General features: G+C 35.6%; 15 protein-coding genes, 1 pseudogene and 1 riboswitch. Of the genes and pseudogenes, 1 reads left to right on the plus strand and 15 read right to left on the minus strand.

What is annotated here, in order from left to right; translation table 11 throughout:
* Positions 1 to 53: 53 nt before the first annotated feature.
* The 14 genes and pseudogenes from rpsA to JNUCC72_RS03155 all read right to left on the minus strand — a co-directional run bounded on the left by rpsA (position 54) and on the right by JNUCC72_RS03155 (position 13,824).
* On the minus strand, positions 54 to 1,235 hold the full coding sequence (gene rpsA, locus JNUCC72_RS03090; RefSeq protein ID WP_454142794.1) for a 30S ribosomal protein S1: 1,182 nt from the start codon (positions 1,233 to 1,235) through the stop codon (positions 54 to 56).
* A gap of 57 nt (positions 1,236 to 1,292) precedes the next feature.
* Positions 1,293 to 1,958, minus strand: a complete 666-nt coding sequence (gene cmk, locus JNUCC72_RS03095; RefSeq protein WP_454142796.1) for a (d)CMP kinase — start codon at positions 1,956 to 1,958, stop codon at positions 1,293 to 1,295.
* A 13-nt stretch (positions 1,959 to 1,971) separates the two neighbouring features.
* Complete coding sequence (locus tag JNUCC72_RS03100) at positions 1,972 to 2,538, minus strand: LysM peptidoglycan-binding domain-containing protein (RefSeq protein WP_454142798.1); 567 nt, start codon at positions 2,536 to 2,538, stop codon at positions 1,972 to 1,974.
* Between the two features lie 56 nt (positions 2,539 to 2,594).
* On the minus strand, positions 2,595 to 3,170 hold the full coding sequence (locus tag JNUCC72_RS03105; RefSeq protein ID WP_454142800.1) for an ECF transporter S component: 576 nt from the start codon (positions 3,168 to 3,170) through the stop codon (positions 2,595 to 2,597).
* Positions 3,171 to 3,261: 91 nt separating this feature from the next.
* A riboswitch (FMN riboswitch) is annotated at positions 3,262 to 3,387 on the minus strand.
* Positions 3,388 to 3,410: 23 nt separating this feature from the next.
* Positions 3,411 to 4,133, minus strand: coding sequence for a pseudouridine synthase (locus JNUCC72_RS03110; RefSeq protein WP_454142802.1), 723 nt, complete (start codon positions 4,131 to 4,133; stop codon positions 3,411 to 3,413).
* On the minus strand, positions 4,133 to 4,696 hold the full coding sequence (scpB, locus tag JNUCC72_RS03115) for an SMC-Scp complex subunit ScpB (RefSeq protein WP_454142804.1): 564 nt from the start codon (positions 4,694 to 4,696) through the stop codon (positions 4,133 to 4,135). Before scpB ends, JNUCC72_RS03110 begins: the two co-directional genes overlap by 1 nt.
* On the minus strand, positions 4,697 to 5,434 hold the full coding sequence (locus tag JNUCC72_RS03120; protein WP_454142806.1) for a segregation and condensation protein A: 738 nt from the start codon (positions 5,432 to 5,434) through the stop codon (positions 4,697 to 4,699).
* The gene (locus JNUCC72_RS03125) at positions 5,424 to 5,792 is read right to left on the minus strand and encodes a reductase (protein WP_454142808.1); all 369 of its coding nucleotides are present in this window, start codon (positions 5,790 to 5,792) and stop codon (positions 5,424 to 5,426) included. The genes JNUCC72_RS03120 and JNUCC72_RS03125 overlap by 11 nt, the downstream gene beginning before the upstream one ends.
* A gap of 22 nt (positions 5,793 to 5,814) precedes the next feature.
* Positions 5,815 to 6,720, minus strand: a complete 906-nt coding sequence (xerD, locus tag JNUCC72_RS03130; RefSeq protein WP_454144702.1) for a site-specific tyrosine recombinase XerD — start codon at positions 6,718 to 6,720, stop codon at positions 5,815 to 5,817.
* Positions 6,698 to 7,597: a CvfB family protein gene (locus tag JNUCC72_RS03135; protein ID WP_454142810.1), complete on the minus strand. Its 900-nt coding sequence runs from the start codon at positions 7,595 to 7,597 to the stop codon at positions 6,698 to 6,700. The genes xerD and JNUCC72_RS03135 overlap by 23 nt, the downstream gene beginning before the upstream one ends.
* Positions 7,598 to 7,607: 10 nt before the next feature.
* Positions 7,608 to 8,069, minus strand: coding sequence for a DUF441 domain-containing protein (locus tag JNUCC72_RS03140; RefSeq protein WP_454142812.1), 462 nt, complete (start codon positions 8,067 to 8,069; stop codon positions 7,608 to 7,610).
* Between the two features lie 169 nt (positions 8,070 to 8,238).
* Positions 8,239 to 9,603, minus strand: a pseudogene (gene pyk / locus JNUCC72_RS03145) (pyruvate kinase); the annotation flags it as partial.
* Between the two features lie 24 nt (positions 9,604 to 9,627).
* A complete protein-coding gene (pfkA, locus tag JNUCC72_RS03150; protein WP_339969494.1) occupies positions 9,628 to 10,587 on the minus strand; it encodes a 6-phosphofructokinase in 960 nt (319 codons plus the stop codon).
* A gap of 108 nt (positions 10,588 to 10,695) precedes the next feature.
* Positions 10,696 to 13,824: a DNA polymerase III subunit alpha gene (locus JNUCC72_RS03155; protein WP_454142815.1), complete on the minus strand. Its 3,129-nt coding sequence runs from the start codon at positions 13,822 to 13,824 to the stop codon at positions 10,696 to 10,698.
* 110 nt (positions 13,825 to 13,934) lie between these two features.
* On the opposite strand from JNUCC72_RS03155, the gene JNUCC72_RS03160 reads away from it, so the two are divergent.
* Complete coding sequence (locus JNUCC72_RS03160; protein ID WP_056974961.1) at positions 13,935 to 14,114, plus strand: YjzD family protein; 180 nt, start codon at positions 13,935 to 13,937, stop codon at positions 14,112 to 14,114.
* Between the two features lie 10 nt (positions 14,115 to 14,124).
* Here the strand turns inward: JNUCC72_RS03160 and JNUCC72_RS03165 are convergent, their stop codons facing one another.
* Complete coding sequence (locus JNUCC72_RS03165) at positions 14,125 to 15,690, minus strand: bifunctional metallophosphatase/5'-nucleotidase (RefSeq protein WP_454142817.1); 1,566 nt, start codon at positions 15,688 to 15,690, stop codon at positions 14,125 to 14,127.
* Positions 15,691 to 15,787 lie beyond the last annotated feature (97 nt).

Genomic DNA, 15,787 nt, shown 5'->3' on the forward strand with positions numbered 1-15,787 from the left:
TTTTTTCATAAAAAAAGCTGACTCACTGTCAGCCTTTTTTAGAATGATTAATTTTAGTTATTTTTTAGTTCGTCACCAATGATATCTCCGATTGAGAAGCTGTCATCGTTATCCATGTAATCTGCTTCATTTTGAGCTGATTCGTGGTTTTGAGATGCTTCGTTTGAATCGTCTGACTTCATTGATAGTGAAATACGTTGGCTATCTTTATCAATTGATAGTACGCGTACTTCAACTTGGTCGTTAACTGAAAGAACGTCACTTGGAACACGTACGTGATCGTTTGAAATTTCAGAAACGTGTACTAAACCTTGAACACCTGATGCGATTTCAACAAATGCACCGAAGTCAGTTAATGATTTAACTGTACCTTCTACAACATCACCTGCTACAAGATCAGAAGTTGCTTGTTCAAATGGTGAAGGTTGTGTTTGTTTAATTGATAACGCAATTCTTTGGTTTTCGCTATCTACTTCTAGAACTTTAACTTTAACATCTTGTTCTGGAGATAAAACATCAGAAGGTTTTTCAACACGTTTGTATGAAATTTCTGAAATGTGTACTAAACCAGTTACGCCACCTAAGTCAACAAATGCACCGAATTTAGTTAAGTGTGCAACTTTACCTTCTACAACATCACCAGGCATAATTTTTTCTGAGATGTTTTCAAATGCTGCTTCACGTTTTTCGGTTACAAAGTCTTTACGTGATAAGATAAGACGGTTTTGTGATGGATCAATTTCAGTAATCTTGAATTCTAATGTTTGACCAACATATGGTTTCAAGTTTGATACGTAGTGATCACTAATTAATGAAGCTGGTAAGAATCCGCGTGCACCAACATCAACAAGAAGTCCACCACGAACAGCTCCTGTAATTTTACCTTCAACACTTTTATCTGCTTCAAAGTCTTTTTGTAATTGTTCAAATGCTTTTCTAGCAGCTAAACGAGTTACGCTGAAGATGAATTCTCCGTTTTCTTTATCGCCACCAGCACGTCTTAGTACTAATGCTTCAAAGTGATCGCCAGATTTTGCTAAGTCTTTTAAGTTAGCGCTACGATCTGCAGTGAATTCGCGTTTTGGAATAACACCTTCAACACCAGCGTTATCAACACCTACTACAAGTTGTCCATCTTCTACAACAAGTACTTCAACGCCAACGACGTCTCCAATGTTAACACCTGTCAATTCATCTAAAATATCTTTCATCATGATTTCGTTATTATCAGCCATAAATAAAAATTCCTCCCACTTTCTCAACTCTATTTTAGAGTAAAACCTAGTAAATGACTAGCTTTTTTTACCTTTTTCTATAATTTTTTTTAATTCATCAACAACTTCGTCTATAGATAAACTTGTTGTATCTAATTCGATAGCATCCGCAGCTTTAACTAAGGGTGATATTGCACGATGCTGGTCTTTATAATCTCTACTTTTAATATCTTCTTCGATCTGACTTAGCGAGATTTTTTCACCACTTTGTTGATAATCCAACAGTCTTCTTTGTGCACGTTCTTTTACGCTTGCTAATAAGAAAACTTTGACTTCGGCATCGGGTAAAACAGTTGTTCCAATGTCTCGGCCATCCATTACCACATCGTGTTTCCCAGCGATTCGTCTTTGTTCAGCAACTAAGAATTCTCTAACCTGTTTGATTGAAGCAACATCGGAGACTGAATTAGTCACCTCAACGCTTCTAATTGCTTGACTTCTATCTACACCATTAATTAAAATGTGCTGTTGATCATTAATGCTCTCAAAAGTCAGGTTAATATTCTTTAGTTTTTGTGATAGTAACTCTTCGTTAGTTAAGTCAATATCATCCTTAAGAAATTCAAGTGTGACGCCTCGATACATAGCACCTGTGTCTAAATACATATAATTCAAATCGTGTGCTAATTTTTTTGCAACCGTACTTTTACCAGCAGATGCTGGTCCATCAATTGCGATTTGCATTTAAACTCACCTACTATTTAATTTTTAAGTTCATACCAGGTTGCAATACAGCCTCTGTTGTCAAGTTGTTTAACTTAACCAGTTGGTCAACAGTAATACCTTGTTTTTTAGCAATCAAGTATAAGCTATCACCATTTTTAACAGTGTAAGTCTGTGCCTGCACTGTTTCTTGTGTTGATTGGTCTTGAGCTTGATTAGTTGTGGTAGACTGTTGTGCCTGTTGTTGAGTCGTGTTTTGATCTGTAGTAGTTTGTGATGAACTTGTCACCGATTCACTAGACTGTTTTTCTTCGACGCTACTACTTGAAGAAGCAACTGAAGACTCAGAACTAGAACTACTACTTGATTCACTACTTTGACTCTGAGAACTTGAAGACATAACCTCAGATGAACTGTCAGAGCTCGAACTAATACTAGGCTCACTACTTCCACCGTTGAATCGTGTCCATATAAAAATTATTATAACGATCATTACAATAATTCCTAAAAGCCATAGAAACCAACGTGGCTTTTTACTTTGTGGATGTCTTGATTTCATCCTAGAAAGAGATTGCCTTGAATCGGTACGTTTATCTTCCATAAAAAAACCCCCATGCTGTCTATAATTTTATCATAAACATGGGGGTATTTGATATATTATTTATTAGAAACTTCTAACATTCTTTTTAATTTTGTAATGACTAAGCGATAAACGACTACAGAGGTTATCGTTAAAATGATTCCTTTTACTAAATTAAACGGCACAATCACTGTTACTACATAGTTAATCAATGATGTTCCTAAGTTGAAGTTAAGTAAGTTAATGTAAAGTGGTGTAAATATAAACAGGTTCCCTAAAGCTAGTAAAACAGTTAAGGAAACAACTGAAAGCGTTCCGCTCTTAACCCAATTCCATACCGTATCTTTCTTCAAAGTCCCAATTAGTGGCAATGTAAAGGCAAGTGATGCTACAAGTGACGAACTCATTCCAATCAATGATACGACATTTCCACCGAATAAAACAAAATTCAAGAATACTTTTATTAGTGCCGTCAAAATAGCACCCATTGGTCCAAATAAGCCACCACCAATAACTACCATAATATCACTGAAATCAAACTTTAAATAAGGAAACATGGGAATTATCGGGAATTCAAACTGCATCAAAACTAATGACACAGCACCAAATAACGCTAAAATAATGACCTTTTGTAACGACTTTTCTTTAAACATAAAACAATTCTCCTAAAAAAATATATTTTAGAAAAATAAAAAAATCTATTGCTTCAATATTCAACAACAGATTTTTTAGACGCACAAAAAAATCTGCCTTCTTCCATCTAGACTATAACTATCGGTTTCGTAATTTCAACGAATCAGCCAACTTAAAAAAGTTAGGTCGCGGACTTTGACCGCCGGTCGGGAATTACACCCTGCCCTGAAGACAACAATTTAATTATTTAACTAGTGTCACTATTTTACTATAAGTTTCTTAAGTTGTGCAACCTCTTGACGAGATAGTTCACGATATTTACCTGAAACTAGACCTGTTAAGTCTAAAAACGCATACTGTTCACGGCTTAGCTTATCTACAGGATGCCCAACTGCTTTGAACATGTTCTTCACTTGATGGTTTCGACCTTCATGAATAGTTAGACGAACAATACTTGTTTTCTTCTTAGAATCAGAAGAAATCACCTTCACCTTAGCAGGAGAGGTTTTGCGCCCATCAATCACAATTCCTTTTTGAAGCTGTTTTATTTCGTCTTTCTTCAAAAAGCCAGCAACTTTAGCTACATAAACTTTATCAACCTTGTTTTTAGGGTGCATTAATCCATTAGCTAAATCACCATCATCAGTCATCAAAATCAAACCTGAAGTATCATAGTCCAAACGGCCTACTGGATACAAACGATAGTCAAAATCTTCAAAGAAAGATGTCACTGTCTTTCTGTCTTTTTCATCTTTAGCAGAAGAAATAACACCTCTTGGTTTATAGAACAAAAAGGTATGTGACTTAGTTTGTTTTTCAATAGGAACCCCATCTACTTCAACAATATCTTGAAAAGAAACCTTAGTTCCCAGTTCCTTTACGACTTGATGGTTTACACGAACACGACCATCAATAATCAATTGTTCTGCTTTTCTTCTGGATGTTACACCAGCATTTGCAATCACTTTTTGTAATCTTTCCATTATGATTCACTCACCTCTTCTTCATTGATACTTTGTGTATCAATTAAACTTTCTGTCTTAAATTCTTCTATTTTTGGCATTTCATCTATTGATTCAAATCCAAAATATTGTAAAAAATAGTCTGTTGTCACAAATAGTTTGGGACGTCCAGGAACATCTTTTTTACCATTTTCGGCAATTAAGCCACGTGCATTAAGCGTTTGAATTGCTGCTTGACTTGCAACCCCTCTAATTTCATCAATTTCTACACGAGTAATAGGTTGTTGATAGCAAATAATAGCTAAAACCTCTAGTGCTGCCTGGCTTAGATGGACTTGCATATCTTTTTTATAGTACTTTTTCAGCACAGATTCTGCTATTGCTTTAGTGACAAGCTTATAGGTTTGATTCACTTTAATCAGCTGTAATCCACGTTTGCTATCTTGTTCAAGTAGTTCTTGATAATCCTTAATGACTGGCTCTAGTTCTTCAGCTGTTAGATTAAGTAGTTCTTGTAGACTTTTATCATCAATGCCTTGATCACCGGCCACGAACAAAACAGCTTCTAACTCAGCATGGTGCATCTAGATACTCCTTTCTGAAATGACAAAATCATCATTTTGATTTGCCTGTAGTACCTTGATTTTTTGGTTTTTACTTAACTCTAAAATTGCTAAAAACAGTGCAACTAAATGAGAAACCGTCTTAATTTTTGCTTCATGAACAAAATTAAAAAAGGAAAATGAAGAAGACTTCTTAAATTGATTCATGACCAAGTTAACCTGATCTTTAACATCATACTTATCAGGCTTGATTTTAGTTAAAGTCAATTTTTCGCTTTTAACTTTTTTTAGAAGTACAGAAAAAATATCTGCTAACTTTTGCGGTTTAACTTCTCCATCTTCAAGTTCTTTGGGATATTCATCAGGAACAACCGAAACTTCTTTTGATAAAGCAATCGGTTGATTCTCAAGTGCATCCCCTAAGTAGTGTGCTGCCTTTTGATAAATTTCATATGTTAAAAGCTGATCAACTAATTCTTGCCGAGGGTCTGCAACTTCGATGGTACTTTGATCTTCAAAATCATTTTGAGGCAACAAAACATCGGACTTTATTTTGAGTAACGTAGATGCCATAATAAAGTACTCACCAGCCACTTCAAGCTGTAGTTGTTGCATTTTTTCGAGATAATTCAAATATTGCTTAGTAATTTCAGCAATTGGAATGTCATAGATATCAAGCTCTTGTGATTTTATTAAGTGCAAAAGTAAGTCCAAAGGACCTTCAAAATTTGGCAAAGTTACTTGTAGTTTATTCGTCATGTTTTGAACGACTCTCTTCAAAGTTTTGGATTAATTTAGCATTTTCAGGAGTCCCAATGATTAAATCTTTGGGATAAGTATACTGTAATTCACTTAGCATATCGTTGATGTAAGGTGTATAGCGATAATTAGGCGATAATGAAACATACCGCACCATCACAAATCCTGCGCCTTCTTGAACACCTAAAACACCAATAAAGTCATTCGTCTTTTCTTTGTATAGATAAAGCACAAACTCACTTTTACTTTGATATAGCTTCATTTCTTCTTTTAAATTTTCAACAGACTTTAAATCATCTAAATAAGACAAAAAGCCCATCGCTATTTTTTCATAATCATTTTTGTATTTAATTAACACGTTAAGGTTCACCTACATTTTATTAAGATCTTGGGAAAGATTTTTGATAAATCTTTGCAATTCTAGCCTTAGAGATATGTGTATAAATCTGTGTCGTTGAAATATCACTGTGTCCGAGTAATTCTTGGACAATTCTCAAGTCTGCGCCATTTTCTAACAAGTGTGTTGCAAAAGAGTGTCTCAAAGTATGTGGTGTGACATCTTTGTCGATTCCTACCATTGCAACGTACTTTTTAATCATCTTCCAAACGGTCTGTCTAGAAATTTTGGTTCCGCGATGATTCAAAAACAGTGCCCTTGTTTTGACACTTGATTTTGCTAATAAAAATTGACGTGAATGATTAATATAGTCTTTAATCCAAGAAATTGCAACATCACTAATTGGAACTAATCGTTCTTTATTACCTTTTCCGACAATTCGAATTAATTTAAGCTCTAAGTGCAAATCATTCATCGTTAAGTTAACAATTTCGCTAACACGTAGACCTGTTGCATACATCACTTCAAAAATTGTTCGATCGCGTAAACCTAAGATTTGTTTTGTATCTGGTGATGCTAATAATGCATCAACTTCTTTCACCGAAAGCGAAACAGGTAGATGCTGTTGTTTCTTAGGTGAAGAAACATTTTGCATTGGATCAGCTTGAACATAGCGATGTTTAAACAGCCACTGATAAAACTTTCTAAGTGCAGAGATATAGCGCATCATAGTAGTTGATGATTTTTTTTGGTGATGTTGCTCACTAAGAAAATCATCAATTTTGAACGTATCAATATTAAAATCAGCTATTTTTTGTTTGACGAGAAAATCAATGAACGTCTTAATATCACGTCGATATGCTTGAACAGTATTGAATGACAATCCCCGTTCGATTCTAACAAACCGGAGATAGTCATCGAGTAAATCAGTCATTTGTTGCTGGTTCATCTTCATTTAACCTTATTTCGCCTTTTTCTTTATCTTGCGTAATTAGATTTTGCTTCATTAAGTTACCCAGTGCACGCTTGAAACTAGCTTTACTAATTCCAAATTGACTTTTAATTTGCTCAGCATCACTTTTATCATAAAAAGGCAATGTGTGCGTTTTATTACGTTTTAGCATCATAACTATCATTTGAGCATCATCATCAATTACCTCAAATGCTCGAGGCATTAAACTCAAGTTCAAACGACCATGCTGGCCATTACCAATCACTCGGGCTTTTACTTTTTCACCAAGTCGTAGTGCTTCACCATACATTTCGGTGTGGTGAATAAACCCTAAGTAATATTCCTCAGTCACAATGAATGCACCAATTTGTTTGGTTGCATAAACCGTTCCTTCTAGTTCTGTATTCTTCAAGTCTCTAGGATAGCGAACGCTTAATTGATCCATGACTTCTTCATCAGCTAGTTTACCCCAGATACGGTCTTTGTGATCAATCTCTAAACGAATCATGACGCGGTCATCTACTTTAGGCCATTTAAATGAATCTAGTGGTAAGTCATCTAATGAGATTACGATATCTTTGTCCTTTAAGCCAATATCAACAAAAACACCTAGTTCTCTTCTAACTTCTCTGATAGTACCGTATCCATAAACATCTACCATTGCTTCTGGATAGAATTGTGTCATCTTTAATTGTTTATGTTGATTTTCATAAGCGAATCCAATAATTTGATCCCCTTTATCTTTGATATCAATGTCTTGAATATCGTTTTTGCCAAGGTAAAAAGTCTGGCCATCTACCTGTGCAAAAAACGCATCCTTATTCATATCTGTTATTGTTGCTTCAATAACTTTTCCTAATTTATCTTGTAACATATTTTCATCCTTAATTTTGTATAAATTGGTTGATGACCATCAAAATAACATAGGTCATTCCTGATGCAATAACTGGACCTGCTGCAATACCTTTTAAGAAAACCACACCAAAAATGGTTCCAAAAACTAAAGCAACTGTTATTTCTGGACTCTGAGCAAGTAACCCAACACCTTTAGCAGACAAAATGGCAACTAATATTCCACAAGCAACCGCTATATATCCAGAAGGTGTTTTGAAGGCTTCAAGCAAATCTTTAAAAGTAATTCGCCCGGTCGCAATCGGTACTAGAATTGCCATTGAGATAATCGTGATACCGACATTCATTCCTTTAGCTTCAACATAACTGAGTACTTTTGTTGAATAAGGGACAAGTTTGAATAACATGACCGCTAAAGTTGCAACAATCAGCGAAGTATTTTTTCCAAAAATGGAAACTGCCAAAATTAGGGCAAGAAAAATCCAGCTTTCCAAAATCCCACTCCTTTATTTACTTACTAGTACTCTTTAGTATACGTGATAACAAGGCTTTAAACAAATGAAAAAGCCAATCCATATGGATTGGCTTTTTAACTTATCTTAAGCTAATAAAGAAGTATTAAACTTAAAGAATGAATTAAGCTTCAACAACGCTTACTGTGTTACCTGAGATAACAACAACTTTGTCTCCGCTTGCTACTACATCGTTATCTTTAGCAGCTTTAACTGCATCGTCGAATGCTTTGTCTTCTGTTGTAAGAACTGGAAGAACACCCCAAACAACTGTTAGAGAACGTTGTGTGTTTTCGCTAAATGTTGAAGCAACGATTTTAGCGTTTGGACGGAATTTAGATACTAAGTTAGCTGTGTGGCCTGATTTTGTTGAAACCACGATAGCTTTAGCACCTAATGATTCAGATGTACGAACAGCTGCTGCTGCAAGAGCTTCTGTTTCTGATTGAGCTGGGTAATCAGCTAATCTAGCTTTTGATAGAGTGTTGTTTGCGTACATTGATTCTTCACTACGTAGGTCGATAGCAGCCATAGCTGAAACAGCTTCAACAGGGTATTCACCGTTTGCTGATTCACCTGAAAGCATTGTACCATCTGTACCATCTAAAACAGCGTTAGCAACGTCAGAAACTTCAGCACGTGTAGGACGTGGGTTTTCTTGCATTGAGTCAACCATTTGTGTAGCTGTGATAACTGGTTTACCTAAAGCGTTACATTTTTGGATAAGTGATTTTTGAACGAATGGTACGTTTTGGAATGGAATTTCAACACCCATGTCACCACGAGCAATCATAAGACCATCTGAAACTTCAAGAATTTCATCGATGTTGTCGATACCTTCTTGTGATTCGATCTTAGGAATGATGTGAACGTGTTCGTTACCTGTTTCTTCAAGAATTGCACGAATATCTAAAACGTCTTGAGCTTTACGTACGAATGAAGCAGCGATGAAGTTAATGTTTTGTGTTAAACCAAAACGGATGTCGTCTGCATCTTTTTCTGTAATACCTGGAAGGCGAATTTCAACACCTGGTGCGTTAACACCTTTTTTAGAACCGATTTTACCAGTGTTTTGAACTTCAACAACAAGTTCTTTGTTAGCTTCGTCTTTTTCAGTGATTAATAGGTCAACTAAACCATCATCGATTAAAACGTGTCCGCCAACGTGTGTATCGTCGAATAAACCTGGGTATGTAACAGCGATTTTATCAGGGTTACCTACTAAAGTAGCATCCATTGAAACGCGCATTGTTTTACCTTTTTCAGCGATGAATTTTCCGCCTTCTTGGTCAGTTGTACGCATTTCAGCACCTTTAGTATCTAAAAGAATACCTACTAATTTACCAGTTTTCTTTTCTGCTTCGTGAACCATTTGAATACGTTCTTGGTGTTCTGCGTGGTCACCGTGTGAAAAGTTGAAACGGAAAACGTTAGCACCTGATTCGATTAATTTTGCGATTGTGTCAACATTATTACTTGCAGGTCCTAATGTACTTACAATTTTTGTTTGTTTCATAGTAATAGTCCTCTTCCTTGTTTGTTATTTTGCTAATGATTTGTTCAAATCATATAGTGATAAATCCGCATGATGTTTTTCATCGAATAAATCTAAGATTGAGTGATGTGTAATTTGATTATTTTCCATACCAACGGCTAATCCACCTTGGCCATCCAATAATAAATCAACAGCATAAGCTCCCATTTTACTTGCTAAAACACGATCTCTGGCTGTTGGAACACCACCACGTTGCATGTGTCCTAAAGTATTAGCACGGGCATCAAAATCACCATGTTTCTTAAGCTCAGCTAAGAAATCTTCTGATGACATCACACCTTCAGCTAGTACGATAATACCGTGCTTCTTGCCGTTTTCGAATCCTTTTTTAAGATCTTCAGCAATTTGCTTGATGTCGTAATCCTTTTCAGGAACAACAATAGCTTCAGCACCAGCAGCAACACCTGACCATAATGCAAGGTCTCCGGCGTCGCGACCCATCACTTCAACAACGAATACACGTTGATGACTTGACGCTGTGTCTCGAATTTTATCCAATGCATCAACAGCTGTTGTTAAAGCTGTATCGAAACCAATAGTGAAATCTGTGTAAGGGATATCATTATCAATTGTACCTGGTAAACCAACTGCATTATAACCATGTTCAGTTAGTCTTAAAGCACCGTGATAAGATCCGTCTCCACCGATAACAACTAATGCGTCGATACCGAATTTTTTAAGCTGTTCAATACCTTTAAGTTGCCCTTCTACCTGAGCAAACTCTGGATATCTTGCAGAGTATAAAAAGGTTCCGCCTGTATTAATACGATCTGCTACTGTTTCAGAAGTCATTTGGAAAATGTCTCCTGCAACAAGTCCTGCAAAACCGTAGTTAATTCCAAACACTTCAAGTCCAGCATCCATTGCTTTACGAGCAACGGAACGAACTGCTGCATTCATGCCTGGGGCATCGCCACCGCTTGTTAAAATCCCAATGCGTTTCATGAATTCACCTCAAACCTTCTTCATAAATTTGCTTATCAGAACCATTATTATAGTAACATTTTTTTATTATGATGTCTTTAACTTTGTCTGATTTTTACAGTTTAATTCTTATTTTTTGTCCTGTTGTGCCCTGTCATTAGGCTTATTTATCATAATTTTTTTAACATTTTCTAAGATTAATTGCATTTGTGAAATATCGTAACGATCTGGCTGGGTTTTTACTCTCAATAAGTAGACGCCAGATTCTGCCATCAGATCTTGATACTCTTGCCACTTCTGTGGAAACACTGTCACAGAAAATGGTTGATGTAATTCAACAAAGTGTAAAAATGCCATCTCAGCACCAGCCTTAGTTTTAATAACCTTAATGTCCGTTAATTGTCCAACAAGATTTACCGTTTCGTTCATTTGAATATCTTGAAAAGATTTAGCACCTCGTTGATTAAAATACTTAATCACTTCTTCAATAGGATTTTTACTAATCGTTGTACCAAGTACAGACTCTTCTTGAATCAATTTTTCTTGTTGAGTATAATCCGAAACATTTGGCAATTTAGGTAACAAAACATCTAACAACGATAAATTATTACCTGATAGCTTCAAACTTTCGAGCAATTCTGGTAATTTAGCTAATATTTTACGTCTATTTGGCTCTAATGAATCAAAAAATCCCGCGTATGCTAGATTTGTAATGAGCTCTGGTTTTAAAAACTGTTTAGGTAGTCGTCTTAAAAAGTCAATAACATCGTGATAGTTCTTACTTTCACGTTCTTCTAAAATAGACTTGATAAAATCACGACGCATCCCTTTAATCGCACGTAATCCAAAGTAAATTTGATTATTTTTAAATCTAAACTCACCCACACTTTGATTGATATCGGGGCCATTTATTTTAACGCCTGCTTGACGAGCTAAACGTAAATAAGTAACTAGTTTTTCTTTGTCATTTATATGGCTATTTAGCAAACTAGCATAAAAAGCTTGAGGATAATGTGTCTTTAAATAAGCTAACCAATACGCCACTTTACTATAAGCTACCGCATGAGAACGGTTAAATCCGTAGTTGGCAAAGGCTTCAATATAAGAATAAACCTTATGTGCGATTTCACTAGAATGTCCCTTAGCCATGCTTCCTGTGATGAACGCTTTCTTCATTTCAGTTAATTTTTCAGTATTTTTCTTAGAAATAGCTCGACGTAACATATCAGCTTGTCCCAATGTAAAACCCGCAAGTGCTTGTGCGGCCTGCATAACTTGTTCTTGGTAAACCAAAATACCATAAGTCGGTTCCAAAATTTGTTTCAAACTGTCATCTGGGTAATCTATTGGCAGTTCGTGATGCTTTCGTTTAATAAAAGTCTCGATATTTTGCATTGGACCAGGACGATACAAAGCATTGGTACTGACAATATCTTCAAAACTATCGGGCTTAAGTTGTTTAAGTACACGGCGAATACCTGTTGACTCAAATTGAAAAATACCGTCTGTATCACCTCTTTGAAAAGTCTCAAAAGTCTTCTTATCAGTCAATGGAATACGGTCTAAGTCAATAGAGATATTCTCAGACTGTAGATTAGCAATAATTTGACTTAAAATAGTTAAGTTTTGCAAGCCTAAAAAGTCCATCTTCAAAAGCCCTAACGATTCACAATAGCCCATGGTTTGCTGCGTGATTGGGATATCAGCAGACCCCTTTTGTAAGCCAACCTTTTCTGAAAGTGCTTCTTTTGAAATGATAACTCCAGCAGCATGCGTTGAAATATGACGAGGTAGACCTTCAAGTTGCGTTACAGTTGTTTCAATTAGTTGATTCAAGGGACTTTCACCCAATTTTTTTACAAGCTCGGGGTTCTTTTGTTTTGCTTCTGCAAAAGTTTGATGAGCTGTTTTTGAAATCAGTTTGGACCATTTATTTGCTTCTAACTGACTGAAGCCTAAAACTTTTAGCGTATCTTTCATCGCTTGTTTTACACCAAATGTCCCAAAAGTCATAATCTGAGCTACATGATCAAATCCATATTTTTGATAAACATAATTAATCACTTCGTCACGTTTGATGTCAGGAATATCCAAATCAATATCGGGCATATTCTGACGTTCGGGATTTAAAAATCGTTCAAAAAGTAAATTATAAGCAATTGGATCAACATCTGTAATCTTCAAACTGTAGGCTACAAGTGACCCCGCTGCCGATCCTCGACCAGGACTAGTCAAAATATCATGTGTTAACGCGTAGCGAATAACATCCCAAACAATTAAAAAGTAATCGCTAAATCCCATTTGTTCGATTACATTTAACTCGTAAGCCAGACGTTCAGCGTAAGCCTTAGGTAGTTGCTCAGTGTTAAAACGCTGCTTTAAGCCATACAGCGTAAGATGTTTTAAATAATCGGTTGATGTTTCATATTTTGTTTGTTTGAATTTTGGTAACTTCACACTCGAAAAGTCGATTGTGACCTGACACGTTTCACTGATTAACGCTGTATTCTCAAGTGCCTCTTCATAACCAAAATTACGATACCTCTCTGCGACTCGTTGACTTTCATCTAAAAACAAGTTCCCCGTCTTTTGTTCATCAATAACGTCCTTATCAATTAAGCTACCTGCATCAACTGCCTGCAACACGCTCTGCGTAAAAGCATCTTCAGATTTTAGATATTGAACATCTTCCAAAGCTACTGAACTTAAGTGATATTGTTTAGACCAATCTAAAACTTTTTGATTATAAACAGCTTCACTATCTACTGCCTGTATACCAAAGTAAAGAGCCGAAGTTTCAGGAATCAAATCTTGTAGTTGCCTGATTCCTTGATCAATTAAAGAGGGATTGTTTTGAACTAGATAAGCTAATTCGCTGTATTTAGGCGGAATAATAATGACAAGTTCGTCTAAATGCTTGGATACATCAGCTAATGAAAACGTAGCTTCATTTAGTTGCTTTAAGGAAGATAATTTCAAAATGTTTTGATAGCCTTTATTATTTTTAGCAATTAAAACAACCCTGAAAATTTCTTGAGCTTGGATATTTCCTCGGACTTCTAATTGCATCCCCAAAAGCGGATGAATACCAGCCTGTTTTGCAGCTTGATAAAAGTCAATTAATCCATAAGTGACATTGATATCTGTCAAAGCAAGACTTTGATAGCCTTTGACTTTAGCAGCATTCACCAAATCTTGAACTTTGGTTGGACTTTGCAAAAGACTATAACTACTGATGGTTTGTAAATTTGTAAACATTTGACCAAGCTCCTTTATTTTAAATTTAGTATAACAAATTTTAGACTTGTCTTATAAATGATTTATCTTTAAAATGATGTTGAATTACACGACTGAAAGAAGGGAAAAGTATGAAATATATCGTTGTGATGTTTTGGTCAATCGTTTTTTCAATGGTGACTGGTTACCTTGCAGGTTCATTGACTCAAACTTCTTTTGAACCAATGCAATCCTTAATTATGGGAATTGTAATGGCTGTTTTACTTAGTGTAACAATTACTATTGCAGAGCGCCAAAATAAAAAAGCTTAACTTTGATGAGTTAAGCTTTTTTTATTTTGTATTCGAAATGCTTAGGCACCTCAATAGGTGCATTTTCTTTAATATATTGCGCGATTAACTCGGCCATGTCTGTTGATACTTCATAACTAATATTATCAGCACCATAGTGAGGATAATTTCCTCCTCCAACAGCTCGATACTGACTTAATGCTACTTTGAATTTATCAGTCGCAGCTACTGGTTGTTTTTGATAAGTCAGACTTGATACCCGTTGCCCATATGGTTTAGCGATATCAAATGTATAATCTAAAGGATAAAACATATCGTAATTATATAATTGGGGTTTTGGCACACAGAAGGCAGGATTGATTTTGATTTCATTTTGATCATCTAAATCAAAGAATGTTGCCGCATGCTCTAAAACATCTTTTAATTGTTCCCCTGTTAGTTCAATCACAGCTAATATGTTAGGAAACGGATAGTTACTCAAGATATCCCTCATAGTTACTGATTCGGGTAGGCCTTTAGCCTGGTCGTTTAAGATTGCTGTAGCTGACAAATCAGCTTTTGTTGCACTCAATTGAATCTGATTAATCAAGTCAATATAATGACTACCCTCAATACGTGAGACCAGTGGATCACTTATTGTGAAGTCTCCTGTGACTTGTCCTAATTTTTGGTCTAAAAAGTCCTCAGTTTCTTGATGTAACGGATCAATTAAAGTTGTCACTTCTTTTGATTCAGAAAATAGCTTTGTTGGAACCAACTCAGCTGTTTTATCGCTAATCTTAACTCCAGATTGATCTTTATCAAAAGTTAATTCAACTTTCCCATAAAATTGTCCGCGGTAACCTGGTTGGATGACAGCGATACCATTTACAATTTCGGCTATTTGACGGTGCTGGTGTCCGGTTAATAAGACATCAATGCCTGGAATCTCAGTCAAAATACGATAGCCTTCATTCTCGCCCGTTAACGCTTCTGTAGGTTCACCAGTCGTAAGGTCTCGCTCAAAACCACCGTGATAACATACAACCACAATATCTGCCTCTTGTTTTATAACAGGCACCCATTTTTCAGCCATTTTATAAGCCGATTCAAAGTGTAGTCCTGCTATTTTTTGAGGCTGTTCCCAATTTGGAATATAGGCTGTTGTAAGTCCTAATAGACCAATTTTCACACCTGATTGCTCGTAAATATGATAAGGCTTGCCAAACGCCGATTGATCGGTATTTTCAGCTAGAATATTAGCGTTTAGAACTTGACTATCTTGATTAATAAATTGTTTAAGGTAATCAAAGCCATAATTAAACTCGTGATTACCCACAATAGTAGCATCAAATCCGATGGTATTAAAAACGTCATTAAATCGCTGAATATTTGATTTAGCATGATTTTTATTAAGATAAGTAGCTAAAGCTGAACCTTGAATGAAATCACCATTATTGATTTTTAGTAAACAATCAAAGTCCCCTGTTGTTTCTTCTTGCTTAAAAGCTGTGGCAAGTTTTGAAACGCCAAAATCCCCGGTAATATCGCGATTTTGATAAGTTGTGGGTCTAATGAATCCGTGGGAATCACTAGTTAGTAGTAATTTTAATTTCAAAATATACCTCCAAATATGAATACTATTTATTAACACTATCCATTTAACCATAAAAAAATAAAACCAGTTAGTAAATAACTGATTTTATTAAAAACTT

The organism is Holzapfeliella sp. JNUCC 72 (genome assembly GCF_053668685.1).